The following is a 17,196-nucleotide window of genomic DNA, read 5'->3' as shown; positions in this document are numbered from 1 at the left end:
CGCAAGCGATCCTTCGTGCTGAACAGGAACCGAGCATGCTGACACAGCTCTCGATACGGGACGTGGTCCTGATCGAAAAACTGGACCTTGCCTTCCCCCCCGGCCTGACCGTGCTGACGGGCGAGACCGGCGCAGGCAAGTCCATCCTGCTTGACAGCCTTGGTCTGGCTCTGGGCGAGCGGGCCAGTGCCTCGCTCGTGCGCGCGGGTTGCGAGCAGGCCAGTGTCAGCGCCAGTTTCGAGATTGCACCTGCCCACCCGCTGCACGAACTGCTGCGCGAGCAGGGCATCATGCTCGATGACGAGCGCGAGCCGATCCTGCTGCGCCGCGTGGTCACGACCGATGGCCGCTCACGCGCCTATATCAACGACCAGCCGGTTGCCGTCAGCCTGCTGCGCCGCGCTGCCACCCTGCTGGTGGAAATACAGGGCCAGCACGAGCAGATGGGGCTGGCCGACCAGGCCACCCATCTCGACCTGCTCGATGCCTTTGGCGTGCCCGCTCCGCTGCGGGGCCGCGTGGCGGGTGCTTACCGCACATGGATCGAGGCCACGGCGGAACTGGCGACCGCGCGGGCGGAAATGGAAAATGCCGCGCGTGAGGAAGACTGGCTGCGCCAGGCGGTGGATGATCTGGGCACCCTCGCCCCGCAGGAAGATGAAGAGGCCCAGCTTGCGGGCCTGCGCCAGGCACTGCAGCAGGGCGAACGCCGCGCCGAGGCCATTGCCGCAGCCCTGTCCGACCTTGCGCCCCGCGACCGGCGCTCCCCCGGCCCGGCATCCGCCCTGCGCAATGCCAGCCGCGCCCTGCAACGCCTGCTGCCCGCCCCCACCGACCTCAACCCCGAGGCCGTGGGCGCTGCCGAGCAGGTGGCCGCACAAGAAGCGCTCAACGCGCTGGAACGCGCGGAAGAAGCACTGGCCGAGGCCGAGAACATGCTCTCGCGCCTGGCATCTGATGCACAGGCCGACCCGCGCCTGCTCGAACAGACCGAGGAGCGCCTGTTCGCGCTGCGTGCCGAGGCCCGCAAGCATGGCGTGTCGGTGCCGGAACTGCCGGGGCTGCTCGCTGCCTTTACCGAGCGGCTGGCAGCCCTCGATTCGGGTAATGCCCGCATTGAAGGGCTGGAGAAAACCGTGGCCGAGGCGCGTGCCCGGTTTGAGGAAATCGCCCTTGAACTGACAGCGGCGCGCGAGAAGGCGGCGCGCAGGCTGGAGCAGGCGGTGATGGCCGAACTCAAGCCGCTCAAGCTGGAACGCGCGCGCTTTATCGTCTCCCTCGTGCCGCTTGAGGCCGAAGCATGGAACGCGCGCGGCAAGGAGCAGGCTTCGTTCCTGATCGCGGCCAATCCCGGCCAGCCGCCGGGGCCGCTCGCCAAGGTGGCCTCGGGCGGTGAGCTTTCGCGCCTCATGCTGGCGCTGAAGGTGGTGCTGGCCGGGCGCTCGGCCATTCCCACGCTGGTGTTTGATGAAGTCGATTCCGGCGTCGGCGGTGCCACCGCCTCGGCCATTGGCGAGCGGCTTTATACCGTGGGCCGCAGCGTGCAGGTTCTGGTCGTGACCCACAGCCCGCAGGTGGCGGCACGTGGTGATGCCCATCTGCGCATCAGCAAGAGCGTGAACAAAGGCCGCACCGAAACGCATGCCGCCCCGCTCGACGCGCAGGCCAGGCGCGAGGAAATCGCCCGCATGCTTTCAGGCGACACCATCACCCCCGCCGCCCGTGCCGCGGCCGACAGCCTGCTGAAAGGGGTCTGACATGCCCGCCGCCCCGACCGACCAACTGGCCGAGCAGGCCCGCGCGCTGCTGGCCGATTATGCGGCAGAGGCACAGACCGAGGCCCATGCGGCCGCCACACTGAAGCAGCTTGCCACCGTGCTGCCAGCGCTCGACGCCGCCTACCACCAGCACGATGCGCCGGTGGTTGATGACGCCACCTATGACGCGCTGCGCCGCCTGAACACGCGGCTGGAACTGGAATTTCCCCGCCACGCCCAGCCCGGCAGCCCCAGCGCCACGGTGGGGGCGCCCGCCAGCGGCCCCTTCCGCCGCCACCGGCACATGGTGCCCATGCTCTCGCTGGACAATGTGTTCTCGCGCGAGGAATTCGAGGGGTTTGTCAGCCGCATCGCCCGCTTCCTTGGCCTGGGCGAGGAGCAGGCGCGCGCCCTTTCCTTCGTGGCGGAACCCAAGATCGATGGCCTGTCGATCAGCCTGACCTACGTGCACGGGCGCTTTGTGCGCGGCACCACGCGCGGCGATGGCACGGAAGGCGAGGATGTCACCGCCAACCTGCGCACGCTGCACGATATTCCCGACCAGCTTCCCGCCCCCTACCCTGATACGATCGAGATCCGCGGCGAGATCTTCCTCTCCAAGCAGGCATTCCTTGACCTGAACACAGCGCAGGAAGCAGCGGGCGAAAAACCCTTTGCCAACCCGCGCAATGCCGCCGCAGGCTCGCTGCGCCAGCTTGACCCCACCATTACGGCCAGGCGCCCGCTCTCGCTGTTTGCCTATGCCGCGGGCTATTGCGATGGGCCGCTGGCCGCAACCCATCATGGCTATCTGGAACAGCTTCGGGCCTGGGGGTTTCGCGTCAATCCGCTCAGCACGCAGGTGCCGGACGCGCAGGCGGCCGAAGCCTTCATGGAGGGCCTGACGCGTAAGCGCTCGGGGCTGGATTACGATATTGACGGCGTGGTGTACAAGCTCGACGACCGCGCCCTGCAGGAGCGCCTGGGCTTTGCGGGCCGCGCGCCCCGCTGGGCGGTGGCGTGGAAGTTCCCCGCCGAGCAGGCCATCACCCGGCTGGAAAAGATCGACATTCAGGTCGGCCGCACCGGGGCGCTGACACCGGTGGCCTTTTTAGAGCCGGTCAATGTGGGCGGCGTGATCGTGACCCGCGCCAGCCTGCATAACGAGGATGAAATCGCGCGCAAAGACATCCGCGAGGGTGATCTGGTGCATGTGCAGCGCGCGGGCGACGTGATCCCGCAGGTAACCGGCGTGGTGCTGCCACGCGACCATGAAACGCAGCCCTTCCACTTTCCCCATACCTGCCCGGTCTGTGGCGCGCATGCCGAACGGCCCGAGGGCGAGGTGGTGTGGCGCTGCTCGGGCGGGCTGACCTGTCCTGCGCAGGTGGTGGAGCGGCTGATCCATTTCGTGTCACGCGATGCGTTCGACATTGATGGACTGGGCGACCGCACCATTGTCGAGTTCCATGAACTGGGCTGGCTGCGCACGCCTGCCGACATCTTCCGCCTTGGAGCGCATGAGGAAGAAATCGCGGCCCGTGATGGCTGGGGCAAGGTCTCGGCGCGCAATCTGGTCAACGCCATCGAGGCCCGGCGCAGCATCGAACTCTCGCGCCTGATCTATGCGCTGGGCATCCGCCGCATCGGCACCAGCAATGCCCGCCTGCTCGCGCGGCATTACGGATCGCTGGCCAACTGGCGCACGCAGATGGAAAAGGCCGCCATCATAGGCTCGGACGAGCGGCTGGAACTCGGCTCGATCACCGGCATCGGCACCACCATTGCCGATGAACTGGTGGCCTTTTTTGCCGAGGCCCATAACCGCGCCACGCTGGATGACCTGACCGGCGAACTCACTTGCGTGCTTGATGAGGAAGCGCCCGAGGCAGGCAGCCTTTCCGGCAAGACCATCGTGTTTACCGGCACGCTGACCACCATGACGCGCCCCGAGGCCCGCGCCGTAGCCGAGCGGCTGGGGGCACGGGTGTCGGATAGCGTGTCAAAAAAGACCGACCTTGTGGTGCTGGGCGAAAAAGCGGGCTCCAAGGCGCGCAAGGCGACCGAACTGGGCATTGAAACCATGGATGAGGCCAACTGGCGTATCCTTGCGGGCATGCCCCCTGCCCCGCAGGCCGAAGACTGACACCCCGGCACAGCCCGGGCATGTATGGCCCGCCTGCCGTGAACTGACGCGCATCACCCGTCATTACGGGCTGCTGAAAACACCTGTGGTGCGCGGCCTGCCTGCACACGGGTGCGCCACCACACCGTGGCCGGATGCGTGCATGAAGAAGCCCACGGCAACGGACTGGCCACCTGCATCCTGCATTGCGGGCCGGACAGCACGGCGGACATGGTGGGCGCCGTTTGATCAGCGCGATACTGTATATTTTTCTCTCGCGCCACGCATTGCGCCACGCACGGGCGGAAAGCCTCATGCCGTCGTGGCTGCAAATGGCGCGGCGCTGACAATCGATGACCGGGCCACGATTACGCTCCTGCTCAGGCACGGGGCCATCGCGGTCCGGACATGGGGGGATTGTGATGACCCCGCGCTGGTCGTGGAATTAGACGGCCTGCACCACCCGCCGCCCCCGACCTGAAACGGCGGCCCGGCCCCCGCCTTTTTGAAAAAAGGCAACACCCTGATGCACAACATAACTGTGGCCTTGCATGGCCCTGTCGCGTAACATTTATTCCGGAACCGAACACCGGCTTACACGCGCGGGAGCACCAGACCGACCAGCACGCCAGGCCGCCGCAGCGGGGTGCGGCATCGATTTTTCAGGGGGATGACATCTTATGACAGTTTCAGGGTCGCGGGGGCGGCTGCTGACAACGCGCCGCGAGATGCTGGGCCTTGCCGGTGGCGCGGGCTCCAGCCTGCTGCTGCCGCGCCACGCACGGGCGCAGGCCCAGCCCGCATGGCGCAGGCCACTGGCTGAATCCGACGCCATCGTGGCGTTTGGCCATACCGGCCCCATTACCGATGGCGGCTGGTCGATGGTGCATGACCGGGGCGTGCAGGCCGTGCGCCGCGCCTTTCCCAAACTCCGCACCATCTATGTGGAGAGCGTGCCCTACTCGGCCGATGCCACGCGGCTGTTCCGCCAGTTCGTGGCCGAAGGCGCACAGATGGTCATGGCGACCTCGGAATATGGCGACTTCATCAAGGATGTGTCGGACCGCGCGCCTGATGTCGCGTTCATGGAATGCGATGGCACCAATGTAACCGGCAACCTGGGCTGGTATTACGTGGCGCACTGGTATGCCAGCTATATCATCGGCATAGCCGCAGCGCTCATGACCAAGACCAACAAGATCGGTTTTCTGGGCGCGTTTCCCATCCCCTCGGTCTATGCCTCGGCCAATGCAACACTGCTGGGCGCGCAGTCGGTCAACCCGGCCATCACGCTCCAGAGCATCACCATCAATGCCTGGTTCGACCCGCAGGCGGCAACCCAGGCGGCCACCGCGCTGGCCGATAACGGGTGCGACTTCCTGTGCGGCATCATGGATGAGCCGGCCTATCTGCGCGTGGCCATACAGCGCGGGCTGAAGGCGGCGATGTGGAACACCGGCATGCTCGATTACGGGCCACAGGCCTATGTCAGTTCCGTGTGCCTCGACTTCAATGAGTATTACATCAGCCAGGTGCGCAACCTGCTGGCGGGCACATGGCAGCCGGAAGGGCATTTCCTCACCCTCGGCCACGGCGTGGACCGTGATGCCTGGGGGCCGACCGTGCCGCCCGATGTCGCCGCCCGCGCCGATGACATGCGCACGCGCATGCTGGCAGGCCATAACCCGTTTGTCGGCCCCATACATGACAACCATGGCCGCCTGCGCGTGCCCGCGGGCACGGCGCTGAGCGACCTTGAAATCTATCACTCCGACTGGGCGGTGGCGGGAGTATCGGGCCTTGAATAACCCTGTCTCCCCCGCCGCTGGTCCCGCCCCTTCTGGCCCCACCGGCATGGCGCCAGGCACGCCGCCGGTGCTGCAGTTGCGCGGCATTGGCAAGTTCTTCCCCGGCGTGATCGCCAACAAGGACGTGGACCTTGATGTGTGGCCGGGCGAAATCCATGCCCTGCTGGGGGAGAACGGGGCGGGCAAGTCCACGCTCATGAACGTGGTGACCGGCATCTACCAGCCTGAGGAAGGCGAGATCATCCTCGATGGCTATGGCCAGACCTTCACCTCACCGCAGGAGGCCATCCGCGCGGGCATCGGCATGGTGCACCAGCACTTCAAGCTGGTGCAGGCTTTTACGGTGGCCGAGAACATCCATCTGGGCTGGGACGAGGCCCCCCGCCTTGCCTCGCCTGCCGTGATGGAGGCCCGCACGCGCGAGATTTCCGAGCGCTTCGGCTTTCCCGTCGATCCCGCCGCGCGGGTGTGCGACCTTTCGGCGGGCGAGCAGCAGCGCGTTGAAATCCTGCGCGTGCTGGCGCGCCGGGCGCGGCTGCTGATCATGGATGAGCCTACCGCCGTGCTGACGCCGGAGGAGACGGGCGAACTGTTCCGCGCGCTGCGGGCCTTCCGCGCGCAGGGCAATGCGGTCATCATCATCAGCCACAAGCTTGATGAGGTGATGGAGATTTCCGATCGCGTCAGCATCCTGCGTGGCGGGCGCAAGGTGGGCACGTTCCGGACAGCAGACTGCACGCCCTCCATGCTGGCGGCCACCATGGTGGGGCGTGACATCGTGCGGCGCAACATGCGCGCGCGCGCCGAAGGCGCAGCCCCCATCGCCCCGCATCCCATCATGCAACTACGCCATGTCAGCGTGCGCGATGACCGCGGCGTGGAGACGCTGCGCGATGTCAGCCTTGACCTGCATGGCGGCGAGATCGTGGGCATAGCGGGCGTTGCGGGCAACGGCCAGCGCGAGCTGACCCATGTGCTGACCGGCCTGATGGCCCGCACGGCGGGCGAGATCGTGCTTGATGGCAGCGTGGTGGACCGCGCCGACCCGGCCCTGTTTGCCCATGCGGGCATAGGCCACATCCCCGAGGACCGGCTGCGCAGCGCGCTTGCGCCCGCGCTCTCCATCACCACCAACATGGCGCTGCGTGAATATGCCCAAGCCCCCATTGGCCGCCACGGCCTGTATGATGCGGGGGCCGCGGGTGAACTGGCACGTGATATTGCCGGGCTGGCACAGGTCAATATTCCCGATTTCGCCATGCCCATCCGCAACCTTTCGGGCGGCAACCAGCAGCGGCTGGTGGCACGGCGCGAGATCCGCATCGCCAGCCGGGTGCTGGTGGCCGCCTACCCCGCGCGCGGGCTCGATATCGGGGCCATTGCCACCATGCTGGGCTACCTGACCGACCTGCGCGACCAGGGGGTAGCCGTGGTGTTCATTTCAGAAGATCTGGAAGACCTGCTGAACGTGTCCGACCGCATCGGGGTCATGTTCCACGGGCGCATGATGGATGTGATTGATGCCGAAAACGCGGATATTGCCACCATCGGCATGCTGATGGGCGGGCGCGAACCAGCCAGCCTCCAGCCGGGAGGGCCGCAGTAATGGCGACACGCGCCTTTCAGCGCCTGCCCACGGCACCGGCGGGCCGCATCCTGGCCCTGCGGCTGGTGGCCATCGCGCTCTCGCTGTGCATCATCGCGGGCGTGCTGGCCCTTTCGGGACACAGCCCGGTCATGCTGGCGGAACTGATCCTGCGCTCCACCCTTGGCTCGCGCTTCGGGCTGGAGGATCTGGCGCTGTTCATGTGCCCGCTGCTGCTCACGGGGGCGGCGGTTACGGTGTGCGGCACCATCGGGCTATGGAATATCGGGGCGGAGGGCCAGTTCTATGCTGGCGCCATCGCGGCGACGGGCGTGGCCCTTGGCCTGCACGGCCCGGCACTCGTCATGCTGCCGCTCATGACCATTGCGGGCATACTGGGCGGCATGGCGTGGATTACCGTGCCCACGCTGGCGCGCGCCTATGCCGGGGTGAACGAGATCATCACCACGCTTTTGCTCAACTTCATCGCATCGCTCCTCACTTATTACCTGACCACGGGGCCGTGGCGCGACCGGATCAGCGGGGCGCAGGTCTCGACCCAGCGGCTTTCGGTATCCATTCCCGAGATGTGGGGCATCGTGCACTGGGGCTTTCCGGTCGCCATCGTGATCGTGGTGGGGCTGGCGCTCATACTGTCGCGCACGCGGTGGGGGTATGAGATCCGCATTGGCGGCGCCAACCCGGAGGCCGCGCGCTATGCGGGCATTCCGGTGCGGCTGCGCATCATCTCGGTCATGCTGCTTTCGGGCGGACTGGCGGGGCTTGCGGGCATGTTCGAGGTGGCGGGCACGGTGCACCGGCTGCAGGGCGGCATGGCCAACAACTTTGGCTATCTGGGCATTGTGGTGGCGGTGCTGGCGCGCGGATCGTGCCTGAACGTGATCCCGGCGGCCCTGCTGATGGCGCTGATCCTTGATTCGGGCATTGTCATGCAGACGCAGCAGCTTTCGGCCTCGGTCATCCTCGCCATTACCGGGCTGATCCTGTTCATGATCGCCATTGGTGATGAACTGGCCCATTACCGGCCTGTCGCCACCACGCCAGCGAAGGGAAAAGCCTCATGATCATGCTGCTGACAGGCATGCTGGCCACTGCCGTGCTGGCTGGTGGCGTGCTCGCACTCGCGGCTTTGGGCGAAGTGCTGGCCGAGCGCGTGGGCGTGACCAACCTTGGGGTGGAGGGCCTCATGGCGCTGGGGGCGGTGACGGCGGTGATGACCGTCTCATCCGTGCATTCGCCGTGGGTCGGGCTGCTGGCGGCCATTATGGTAGGCGCCGTGGGCGGCATGGTGTTTGCCTTTGGCGCGGTGGTGATGCGGGCCAACCAGGTGCTGTGCGGGCTGGCCACCACCTTCATGGGGCTGGGGCTGTCAACCGCGCTGGGCCACAGCTATGCGGGCCAGCCGGTGGAGACGACCTTCGGGCATGTCAGCATTCCGCTGCTGTCTTCCATCCCCATCATCGGCCCGGCACTGTTCGGGCAGAATATCCTGATCATACCGATTTACCTGCTGCTGCCGCTGGTGGTGCATTTCATCATGTTCCGCACCCGGCACGGGCTGAACATGCGCGCGGTGGGCGAGAACCCGGCAGCGGCGGATGCGGCGGGCATTCCGGTCATGGCCATGCGCTTTTGGTACGTAACGCTAGGCGGCGCCATGGCGGGCATGGCGGGTGGCTACCTGACACTGACCTACGTGCCGGTCTGGTCGGAGGGCATGGTGGCCGGGCGTGGATGGATTGCGCTGGCGCTGGTGATCTTTGCGGGCTACCGGCCTGTGATCGTCACCCTCTCGGCCCTGCTGTTCGGGCTGGTCACGGCGCTGTCCTTTGTAGGGCAGGCGCATAACTGGCCGATTGACCCCGCCTTCCTCAACATGCTGCCCTATATTGGCACCATGGCCTTCATCATCGTGCCGGTGGTGGTGTGGCACCGCATGCGCCGGGTCATGGCCGCCCCTGCCGCCCTGGCCCAGCCCTATTACCGCGACGTGCGGTAGCCAGCCCTATGGCCGGTGCTGGGCAGGGCGCAGGATATCAGCCGAGATGCGGCGGGCGTAGCTGGCGGAATTGAGGCTGTCGGGGAACTGGCCGAGCAGCTTGAGTTCATCCACATAACGCGCGATCTGGGTTTTCAGGTCATTGCCCACGGGGCTGATGCCCAGCACCTCATGGCGCATCATCTGCAATATGGCGTCCTGCTCCATGCCATCAACGCGCCCATCCAGCAGGCTTGCGGCCTCGGCCATGTGGGTGGGGAGCCAGTGCGCAGCGTTATAGAGCGCCAGCACGAGGGCCACGGCGGCTCCGGGCGTATCACGCAGCACATCGGTGGACAGGCCCAGCGCCAGATTGGTGCGCCCGGCATATAATCCGTTTACGCTATTGACCAGTTCCACCACGTCAAGCGCCGGGTTGCACAGCAGCCGCCAGGCCAGCGGGTCATGCAGGGCCACGGCATCGACCGTGCCGGCGGCAAGCGCGTCATCAATTTCATCAGGTGGCAGGATGACCCAGTTGGGTGCCGTGTCAGGGTTCAGCCCCTTGCGGCGCAGGATGATGGAGAAGAACAACCGATCGGCCATATCGGCATTCAGCACGGCGATGCGACGGCCGATCAGGTCCTCGATCCTGGCAATACGCAGCTTGCGCCGCACCAGCAGGCGAAAGGTGCCCGCCTGCAACCCCATGACCAGCCGCACCGGCAGGTCGGGACTGGCCTGCCAGGCCTGGAGCCATGACAGCACGGGGGCCACCGCCGCCATGGCGTGGCCGGCCTGCAGGTCGGCAATGGCGTCACGCCCGTTGGCCACGCCATCACGCAGTTGCACATTCAGGCGGTACTGCAGGAAGAAATCCTGCCGCAGGGCAACATTGTACAGGGTGGAGGACTGCGCGTAGGGCCATGCCAGCGTCATGTCATGGGGCTGGCCATCAAGCAGGGCATCATCATGGCGAACGATCCGTGCCTGCCGGCGGCTCTGCACCCATTGTGAGCCCACCACGGCACATCCGCCCGCCACCAGCATCGGCACGACGGCGCGGCGGAGCAACTGGCGTGGCTTTCCTTCCCTGTTCTGTTCGACCATTGGCTGCGATTTCTCCTGAGATGCGAAGGCATTATCCTTCTTTTAGCCCGCCGGGGTTCCCTTTTTTTCCTTTTTTTAAAAAAGTTCAAAAGGGGGGTTTACGCCCCCCCATCAGTGTGGCTATAAGCTGCTCACCAACGCTGATCCCGAATAGCTCAGTTGGTAGAGCAAGCGACTGTTAATCGCTGGGTCGTAGGTTCGAGTCCTACTTCGGGAGCCATCTTACCTTAAAAATTAGTGTTAAATCAGTAGGTTACGGATTTCTCCAAATCTGAACCCACGTCAGGCGATGCCTTTTTCGGGCTCATGCTGAAACGTCCGGATGGCTTTTGGTGCAGTCAGGCGCTGTTCCAGCCTACAGGCGGCAGTTCCTTTGCTCTGGTCGCAAATTGTAAGAAAGCCTTGCTACGGATGACTGCGCCCTGATGCACGGGCAGTCCCGGTCAGGCCGCTCGCCTGCGCATTCATGGCATGGATATAGACACCGCCTGCCATGAACAAAGAAAAACCAATCAGAATTCAGCCAAAGCCTGAGACAGGAACCGGGTCAATGTTCTTGACATAGCAAGGCCGGTTGCAGCGGCCTCGCCTCTATCGGCTCATGTCCGGGGATGGTTTTCTGTCACAAGATTCTCAAAAGGTTTCCTGCTGACAAGGAGCAGAAGCGCACCGAGAAGGCTTGAACCCACCGTAACCAGGCAGAGGGACGTTCCAACCGCCATGGGGGAGTGGAAGACATGATCGTTTAGAAAACCGATCAGAAAAGCACCACCTGCCAGTCCATGATGATCCTTGACCTGCCGATCAGGGGCGAGAACCCGGCAGGCACAACGCCCCATCCGCTCCGGGCAGGCGTTTGATGCCGCGCGCGCCAGGCGGGGATATGCCGCTTTTCAGGATTACTGCATGGCCTGCCATGGCGATAATGCCGTAAGCGGCGGCGTGCTGCCGGACCTGCGCTGGTCGGGCACGCTGGAGAACGCGGAGGGATTCAATAATGTGGTCGGACGTGGCGTGCTGACCAATTATGGCATGGTCGGGTTTGACAAGGTCCTGACCCCTGCGGAAATCGAGGATATACGCATGTTCCTGATCAGTCGGTCCAACTGAGCCCCATGAGCCGGATCAGGCCCTGCTGCCTGCCCGTGCGCTCCTGTTCGGGCGGGCAGCAACGCGTGCCGGGTAAAGGGCACGCGGGCGCACGGCGGCCACAACCCTACCAAAGCTTAGGATTATGCCGCCACGAAGGCGGGTAACGCCAGCCTCGCCCCAGGGTCACTGACGTGGCCTGGCCCGGCTGGGTCCGGATTTCCTTGACAGTAACATCCCTGGTGGTGAACTGTGTCACGGCATACCAGACGCCAGCAGGCAGGTGAGAGAAGGTGAAGCGTCCGTCCGCATCACATGTTACGTGCCGGACGAATGGCGCGACATCAGCAGTATCCACCTTCGGCCCGGCCATCACATTGTAACGGGACATATGATCCACCACAGGATCAGATGCAGGACTTTGCGGCAGCAGTTGCACATCATTCCCAGCACAGGTGACTGTGTGCCCTTTGCCAACGGCCTGGTAGAGCGCCACGCCATAGCCGGACAACTTCCGCTCATCGAAGTACACGAAGGATGCCGAGCCGGTGATGGCGGCCGTTCCCTCTCTTGCGGACCATGACATATCCCGCGCACTGGCGGGTGCGCGCATGGATTCAGGGTCTGGACCACAGCCCGCCAGCAACAGACCTGCACTGATCAATATATACCTGTTCATTGCTGTAGAAATCACCATCGATAAATGATCGCATATCGCTTGCGACCGGGTCCATGCGCATCAAACCGGAATGCTTTATTGTGCATATTGTAATGAAATAATACCGCAACCCGTCATGCATTGTCGGTAAGCCTGTTGCCATATCACACAAATTGGCAGATCAGGCACACATCCCGAATGATGCATTACTTATCCATGCCATATAATTATTGTGCGCAAAAGATGTATTCCCGTTTATGGCTGAACCGATCAGGGGCCATGGCGGCAACATCATGCCGCGCCATCATGGAGTGCGGCATGCATCCCTTACCCATCCATATTGACTGATGCGCGATCTGCCGCACAATCGGCAGGATAGTGATGAATGAACATGATGGCCTGCCGGTCAGGAACACGAAAGGCATGATGGAGGTGCGTGCATGAATTTTCTGATTCCGTGCAGAATTCTTTTCTGCTGTGTCGGCGCCCTTGCGGCCCCAGCCCTTGGACCGGGCGATGCACGGGCACAGGGCGTTGAACCGCACGGCCCCTCTGCCGCCCAGAAGGCCGAGATTGAGCAGGCCGTGCACGAAGCCATGCAGCACGATATCCAGAGTGCCGCCGAGTACAGGCTCCCCAAGGATTTCTTTGCCCGCATGCTGCCGCTGATCCGGGCCATACGCCAGGCGCACCTCACGCCGCCCATGCAGACCAAAAACATGCCGCTTGCGGTCACGATCCGCCGCACAGAGGCCATGCCCGAACTTCAGGCCATATTGCAGGAACACGACATGTCGGCACGGGATTTTGTCATGAGCCTCACCACTTTTGAAATGACGGCCACCATGAGCGACGCACCCCCGGCCGATACGAAGAACGCCCCGAAGCTGAACCGCGATAACGTGCGGCTGATCCAGTCCCACCGGGCACTGACGCAGGCACTTTTGCATGACATGGATGAGGACAGCGAGAAACTACAGTAGCCCCAGCCACGATGCGGCCCAATAATGCCGTAAAAATACAGAAGTCCTTGGTGACGCTTTTTTCAAGAAGCTTCAGAAAACGTCACCATTTTGAAAAAAGGCGGCACCCAAAGAACCTTTATGCATCTTAACGGAATTCCGCCCGGTATTTCGCCACAGCCGCCTGCGCGCAGGCTTCATCCTTCTCACCGCCCGGCGCACCGGAGACGCCAATGCCGCCAAGCACTGCGTTATCCGCCACCCGCCGCAACGTCACCCCACCGGGCACGAACAGCACTTCGGGTATGGTATTGAGCGCGCCATTGGCAGGCCCCGTTACCTTGGCGGCAATCAGTTCGCTGGTAGTATTCATGTTAAAGGCCGCGCCATAGGCAAAGGCGGTATAGGCCTTGCGATAGGAGACGGACAGCGATTGCAGCGGCACGCTATCGCCCTTGATGACGGCCTGCTGGTGCCCGCTCGTATCCACCACCGTGGCCGTGACGGAATAGCCCTGCGCGGCGCAGGCCCTGACCGCCTCCTGGGCCAGTTGGGCGGCAAGCTGCCAGTCAAGCTTGGGGGTCAGGACAACATGCCCCTGCGCGTGGGCGGCCGGGGCGGCCATGATGAAGGCCGCCACAAGCCCGCAACGCCACGCCCATCGGTGTACCTGCCTCATTGCGCCCTCTCCCCTCACGCACGGGGGCATGATGCAAAGCCAGGCCCCTGGCCCGCAACCACAAAAGCGGCCGTACACGCAATGGTGCCTGCCCCGACTCTGCCGGGGCAGGCATTCCGCGCCCTTACAGGCCCAGCGTGCGCTTGAGTCCCGCGCAATATGCCTCCATGAACCGGCGCGACAGTTCGGCCTCGGGCACGAACATGTCAAACACATGATAGGCGCCGGGCACCACCATTACCTCGGTCGGCACGCCCGATGCCATGAGGCGGCGGCTGTATTCCAAGTCTTCGCACAGGAACAGATCCATCGAGCCCACGCCAATGAAGGTGGGTGGCAGGCCGGTCAGATCCCTGGCCCGTGCGGCGGCGGCATAGGCGGGTGTATCATCACTCCCTGCCGTTGCGCCCAGATAGGCTTCCCATGCGTATTTATTGGCCGAGCGGGTCCAGACAAACTCTCCAAAATCGGGGGCCGGATCGACCTTTGTGGCCGTGCGGTCATCCAGCATGGGGTAGATGAGCAACTGATAGGCCAGCTTGTATTCCTTGCGGTCACGCGCCATGAGTGCCAGAGCAGCACTCAGCCCCCCGCCCGCGCTCTCGCCCGCCACTGCCACCTTGTCGCGGTTGATGCCAAGCTGTGCCGCGTTGTCATGCACCCATTTGAGGGCGGCGTAGCAATCCTCGATCGCGGCGGGGTATTTCACCTCCGGCGCGAGGCGGTAATCGACCGACACGATCACGAAGCCCATCTTGCTGGCCAGTACCTGGCATTTGGGGTCATCGACCTCCGGATGGCCCGATACAAGGCCGCCACCGTGAATATAGACCATGGCCGGGGCATTGGGCCGCCGCGTGCGGGGGCGATAGACCAGCACGCGCACATCCGGCGCGCCTGCGGGGCCGGGGATGTATTCTTCCTGCACTTCCACATCCGGCAGGGGCCTGCCTTCGATCAGGCGCACCGATGTCATGAAGATTTCGCGCACTTCGGGCAGGGAGCGGCCGGACAGGCCATCGAAGGACGGCATCTTCTCCAGAATGGGCAGGAATTCGGGATTGACGACATTTTTGGGCATGGTGAAGGTCCTCTTTCATCATAGGCCCCCCTTTGGGAGCGGCCTCGATGCAGGCACCGTCACGCACGGCGGCGTGAGCAACCATGACCAGGATCAAACAAGATTGGTTACATCTGAATATAAAATATAAAAATATAGATTTTTTCTATCTATTATATTTCAAAAGCAACTTATTTTCAATGAATTTAGATCATATAGAGATAACGGATAGGCTTATGACTCATACGATTACAAAACAATATTCAAAATAACCACATTCACACCTGCCAGGAGAGTGCTGAACCGGTTTTCCATTCCCTGAACCTCGCCTTGTCAGATCTCTGCTCCACAGGCGTGCCTTGTGGGTGTCGGAACCGGTCATTGTCAGGCCCATGACGCCATCAAATATGTCAGCCCGGCGCCGAACCACTGCCTGCGCACCGCGTTCTATGCCGATGCCGGGCCTTGGCACCGCTTCACGGGCGCAGCCAGCCACAAGATCAAAAAGAACATAACGGGAATTAATTCCGCATAAATTGATTATTTTATGCACTTTGCAAAAAAAATAAGCCCAAACTGAATTTTTTATGCATATAACATATCCCTGTTATAAATGGGAAAGGATAGCCATTGTCGGACATGACGGCCCTTGTTCTTGATTCTGGCCTCTTTGTTCTTCTGCCATGGGGGCTGTGGCGGCTGCTGGGGCGGACAATACCGATCGTTGTCCTGCCCATCCTGCTCGGCATCATCCTGGCTGTCCTGCATGCACCGGTGCAGCGCTTTGGCATTCCCTCCGTCTATGGCGACAACCTTGGCTGGCTGGCCGTTCTGGTGCTGGCCTTTACCGCCGGGCTTGAAATGTGGCAGTCGCCCGATGCCCATGTCTCGGCCCACACCATTCCCGCCCCGCCGCTAGGCCGCCTGCTGGGGGGGGCCGCCGTAGCACTTGGCGGGCCGTTCGTGGCGGGCTCGCTTCTGGTCTACTGCTTTTTCCTGCCGCTGCGTGGCTGGCAACCGCCACATGTGGGGCCGGTAGTCGGCGCCATGGCCATAGGGCTGTGCATCGCGGTCAGCGCCCTGCCGGTGCTGATCGGCATCGTGCGCGAACTTGACCCCACCCAGCGCTCGATTGGCCAGCTTGCGCTCAAGCTGGCGGTGGTGGATGACGCAGCCCTGTGGGTGGGGCTGGTCGTGCTGCAATTCGCCGCCCGCGGGCCTGCCGCCCTGCATGGCTGGACCGGGCTGGAGGCCGTGGCCGTCGCCCTGCTGGCCCTCCTGGCCTTTGCGGGTAACTGGGCCACGCGCAACATGCCCAATCCGCCTGCCATCATCATCTGGCTGGCGGTGCCCATCTATCTGGCCGCAGGCTCATGGGCCAGCATGCAACTGGGGCTGCATGAACTGATCGGGGCCTATTTTGCCGGCGCGCTCATGCCGCCACGCTGGGTGGCACGGCTGCCGGTGGAACAGGTGGGCACGTTCTCGCTCATCTGGCTTGCCCCCATGTTCTTTGGCCATAGCGGGCTGCACATCAATGGCGATGCGCTGACCTGGCCCTCGGTCGTGGCATCGCTCATGCTGGTGGTGATTTCCGTGCTGGCCAAGATGGCCTCGGTCTATGTCTTTCCGCCCGCGCCCAAGCTGTCGCGGCGGCAGGCGCTGAGCGTGGGCGCACTGCTGCAATGCAAGGGGCTGATGGAAATCGTGGCCGCCACCATCCTGCACGCGCAGGGCATGCTGTCGGACTTCGCCTTCGCCTCGCTCATGGTGCTGGCGGTCATCTCCACGGCGCTGACCGGCCCGCTCTTCCGCCTGTTCGCGCCGCGCACGGGTGCGGGCGGGCAACTGCGCTAGGTCCGCGCCCTCACACCATCCCGTCCGGGTTTCGCTCCCCAGCAAGAAATAACCGGAATATGGCGCGAACCAACCCGAAGTCTGCGGTCAGGGACCGGGCATCATACAGATCGCCCAGAACGGGAATCATATCAGGCGCGGTCGTGGCGCAATAAGGTGTTTTAACATCATAATCATCCTCTTCTTCACAGCCGAGCGTGAGGAGATAGGTCTGGCGCTCGCCTCTGACCTGAAGATTGGATGACGTTGCCGGATCATCCAGCCCGACCACGCCCGCATGACGTTCCATGCCATCCAGCCGTTCCATCACGTCATCGGGCGATGGATTTTTCATGCTCCCGCCGCTGTCTTCTCCGGGTGCATGAATATTCCAGTACAGCTTCATGTTCCGTATTCCTGCCTATTCAGGGGTGATGTCATCCAGCCGGTCCACGCGCCACAGGGTGGGGAACATGCGTATCCACAACCCGGTTATGACCAGCGTGCCAACACCGCCCAGCGCCACGG

Annotated in this window: 16 protein-coding genes and 1 tRNA gene; 11 read left to right on the top strand and 6 right to left on the bottom strand. The window is 63.5% G+C overall.

Annotated elements, in window-relative coordinates; all coding sequences use genetic code 11:
- The first annotated feature begins 35 nt into the window (after window positions 1–35).
- The 7 genes from recN (at window position 36) to HNW77_RS13005 (ending at window position 9,295) form a co-directional block, all read left to right on the top strand.
- Window positions 36–1,757 carry a DNA repair protein RecN gene (gene recN, locus HNW77_RS13035; protein WP_172158146.1) on the top strand — a complete coding sequence of 574 codons (1,722 nt, stop codon included), beginning with the start codon at window positions 36–38 and terminating at the stop codon, window positions 1,755–1,757.
- A 1-nt stretch (window position 1,758) separates the two neighbouring features.
- Window positions 1,759–3,903 (top strand): NAD-dependent DNA ligase LigA, encoded by a 2,145-nt coding sequence (gene ligA, locus HNW77_RS13030; protein WP_172158145.1) that lies wholly within the window; start codon window positions 1,759–1,761, stop codon window positions 3,901–3,903.
- A gap of 301 nt (window positions 3,904–4,204) precedes the next feature.
- A complete protein-coding gene (locus tag HNW77_RS13025) occupies window positions 4,205–4,363 on the top strand; it encodes a hypothetical protein (protein ID WP_172158143.1) in 159 nt (52 codons plus the stop codon).
- 199 nt (window positions 4,364–4,562) lie between these two features.
- Complete coding sequence (locus HNW77_RS13020) at window positions 4,563–5,690, top strand: BMP family ABC transporter substrate-binding protein (RefSeq protein ID WP_172158141.1); 1,128 nt, start codon at window positions 4,563–4,565, stop codon at window positions 5,688–5,690.
- Between the two features lie 46 nt (window positions 5,691–5,736).
- On the top strand, window positions 5,737–7,296 hold the full coding sequence (locus HNW77_RS13015; protein WP_172158173.1) for an ABC transporter ATP-binding protein: 1,560 nt from the start codon (window positions 5,737–5,739) through the stop codon (window positions 7,294–7,296).
- Complete coding sequence (locus tag HNW77_RS13010) at window positions 7,296–8,360, top strand: ABC transporter permease (protein ID WP_172158140.1); 1,065 nt, start codon at window positions 7,296–7,298, stop codon at window positions 8,358–8,360. The genes HNW77_RS13015 and HNW77_RS13010 overlap by 1 nt, the downstream gene beginning before the upstream one ends.
- Window positions 8,357–9,295: an ABC transporter permease gene (locus HNW77_RS13005; RefSeq protein ID WP_172158138.1), complete on the top strand. Its 939-nt coding sequence runs from the start codon at window positions 8,357–8,359 to the stop codon at window positions 9,293–9,295. The genes HNW77_RS13010 and HNW77_RS13005 overlap by 4 nt, the downstream gene beginning before the upstream one ends.
- Before the next feature lie 6 nt (window positions 9,296–9,301).
- Here HNW77_RS13005 and HNW77_RS13000 read toward each other — a convergent pair whose 3' ends face one another.
- Window positions 9,302–10,384: an ABC transporter substrate-binding protein gene (locus tag HNW77_RS13000; RefSeq protein WP_172158137.1), complete on the bottom strand. Its 1,083-nt coding sequence runs from the start codon at window positions 10,382–10,384 to the stop codon at window positions 9,302–9,304.
- Window positions 10,385–10,528: 144 nt separating this feature from the next.
- Between HNW77_RS13000 and HNW77_RS12995 the strand changes: the two genes are divergently transcribed.
- Together HNW77_RS12995 and HNW77_RS12990 are read left to right on the top strand one after the other, a co-directional pair.
- A tRNA-Asn gene (locus HNW77_RS12995) sits at window positions 10,529–10,604 on the top strand.
- Window positions 10,605–11,176: 572 nt separating this feature from the next.
- Window positions 11,177–11,494 (top strand): c-type cytochrome, encoded by a 318-nt coding sequence (locus HNW77_RS12990; RefSeq protein WP_306665935.1) that lies wholly within the window; start codon window positions 11,177–11,179, stop codon window positions 11,492–11,494.
- Window positions 11,495–11,600: 106 nt separating this feature from the next.
- On the opposite strand, the gene HNW77_RS12985 is transcribed toward HNW77_RS12990, so the two are convergent.
- Both HNW77_RS12985 and HNW77_RS12980 read right to left on the bottom strand, forming a co-directional pair.
- On the bottom strand, window positions 11,601–12,170 hold the full coding sequence (locus tag HNW77_RS12985) for a peptidase associated/transthyretin-like domain-containing protein (RefSeq protein ID WP_172158135.1): 570 nt from the start codon (window positions 12,168–12,170) through the stop codon (window positions 11,601–11,603).
- 188 nt (window positions 12,171–12,358) lie between these two features.
- Complete coding sequence (locus tag HNW77_RS12980; RefSeq protein WP_172158128.1) at window positions 12,359–12,736, bottom strand: hypothetical protein; 378 nt, start codon at window positions 12,734–12,736, stop codon at window positions 12,359–12,361.
- On the opposite strand from HNW77_RS12980, the gene HNW77_RS12975 reads away from it, so the two are divergent.
- Window positions 12,728–13,114, top strand: coding sequence for a hypothetical protein (locus HNW77_RS12975; RefSeq protein WP_241694466.1), 387 nt, complete (start codon window positions 12,728–12,730; stop codon window positions 13,112–13,114). The two genes, HNW77_RS12980 and HNW77_RS12975, sit on opposite strands and share 9 nt — an antisense overlap.
- Before the next feature lie 127 nt (window positions 13,115–13,241).
- On the opposite strand, the gene HNW77_RS12970 is transcribed toward HNW77_RS12975, so the two are convergent.
- Both HNW77_RS12970 and HNW77_RS12965 read right to left on the bottom strand, forming a co-directional pair.
- Window positions 13,242–13,718 (bottom strand): GlcG/HbpS family heme-binding protein, encoded by a 477-nt coding sequence (locus HNW77_RS12970; RefSeq protein WP_241694467.1) that lies wholly within the window; start codon window positions 13,716–13,718, stop codon window positions 13,242–13,244.
- Between the two features lie 178 nt (window positions 13,719–13,896).
- Window positions 13,897–14,853 (bottom strand): alpha/beta hydrolase, encoded by a 957-nt coding sequence (locus HNW77_RS12965; protein ID WP_172158132.1) that lies wholly within the window; start codon window positions 14,851–14,853, stop codon window positions 13,897–13,899.
- 618 nt (window positions 14,854–15,471) lie between these two features.
- On the opposite strand from HNW77_RS12965, the gene HNW77_RS12960 reads away from it, so the two are divergent.
- Complete coding sequence (locus tag HNW77_RS12960) at window positions 15,472–16,689, top strand: cation:proton antiporter (RefSeq protein WP_408886841.1); 1,218 nt, start codon at window positions 15,472–15,474, stop codon at window positions 16,687–16,689.
- Window positions 16,690–16,699: 10 nt separating this feature from the next.
- Here the strand turns inward: HNW77_RS12960 and HNW77_RS12955 are convergent, their stop codons facing one another.
- Window positions 16,700–17,074 carry a DUF6911 family protein gene (locus HNW77_RS12955; protein WP_172158129.1) on the bottom strand — a complete coding sequence of 125 codons (375 nt, stop codon included), beginning with the start codon at window positions 17,072–17,074 and terminating at the stop codon, window positions 16,700–16,702.
- Window positions 17,075–17,196 lie beyond the last annotated feature (122 nt).

The organism is Komagataeibacter melomenusus (assembly GCF_013155395.1).
Taxonomy (GTDB): Bacteria; Pseudomonadota; Alphaproteobacteria; order Acetobacterales; family Acetobacteraceae; genus Komagataeibacter; species Komagataeibacter melomenusus.
This window is presented reverse-complemented; position numbering and strand designations above follow the sequence as displayed.

Bases quoted from the DNA above. Each gene is read 5' to 3' on its own strand.
- recN (WP_172158146.1), top strand. From the start codon at position 36: ATGCTGACACAGCTCTCGATACGGGACGTGGTCCTGATCGAAAAACTG.
- ligA (WP_172158145.1), top strand. From the start codon at position 1,759: ATGCCCGCCGCCCCGACCGACCAACTGGCCGAGCAGGCCCGCGCGCTG.
- HNW77_RS13020 (WP_172158141.1), top strand. From the start codon at position 4,563: ATGACAGTTTCAGGGTCGCGGGGGCGGCTGCTGACAACGCGCCGCGAG.
- HNW77_RS13015 (WP_172158173.1), top strand. From the start codon at position 5,737: ATGGCGCCAGGCACGCCGCCGGTGCTGCAGTTGCGCGGCATTGGCAAG.
- HNW77_RS13010 (WP_172158140.1), top strand. From the start codon at position 7,296: ATGGCGACACGCGCCTTTCAGCGCCTGCCCACGGCACCGGCGGGCCGC.
- HNW77_RS13005 (WP_172158138.1), top strand. From the start codon at position 8,357: ATGATCATGCTGCTGACAGGCATGCTGGCCACTGCCGTGCTGGCTGGT.
- HNW77_RS13000 (WP_172158137.1), bottom strand. From the start codon at position 10,384: ATGGTCGAACAGAACAGGGAAGGAAAGCCACGCCAGTTGCTCCGCCGC.
- HNW77_RS12985 (WP_172158135.1), bottom strand. From the start codon at position 12,170: ATGGTGATTTCTACAGCAATGAACAGGTATATATTGATCAGTGCAGGT.
- HNW77_RS12975 (WP_241694466.1), top strand. From the start codon at position 12,728: ATGCAGCACGATATCCAGAGTGCCGCCGAGTACAGGCTCCCCAAGGAT.
- HNW77_RS12970 (WP_241694467.1), bottom strand. From the start codon at position 13,718: ATGGCCGCCCCGGCCGCCCACGCGCAGGGGCATGTTGTCCTGACCCCC.
- HNW77_RS12965 (WP_172158132.1), bottom strand. From the start codon at position 14,853: ATGCCCAAAAATGTCGTCAATCCCGAATTCCTGCCCATTCTGGAGAAG.
- HNW77_RS12960 (WP_408886841.1), top strand. From the start codon at position 15,472: ATGACGGCCCTTGTTCTTGATTCTGGCCTCTTTGTTCTTCTGCCATGG.
- HNW77_RS12955 (WP_172158129.1), bottom strand. From the start codon at position 17,074: ATGAAGCTGTACTGGAATATTCATGCACCCGGAGAAGACAGCGGCGGG.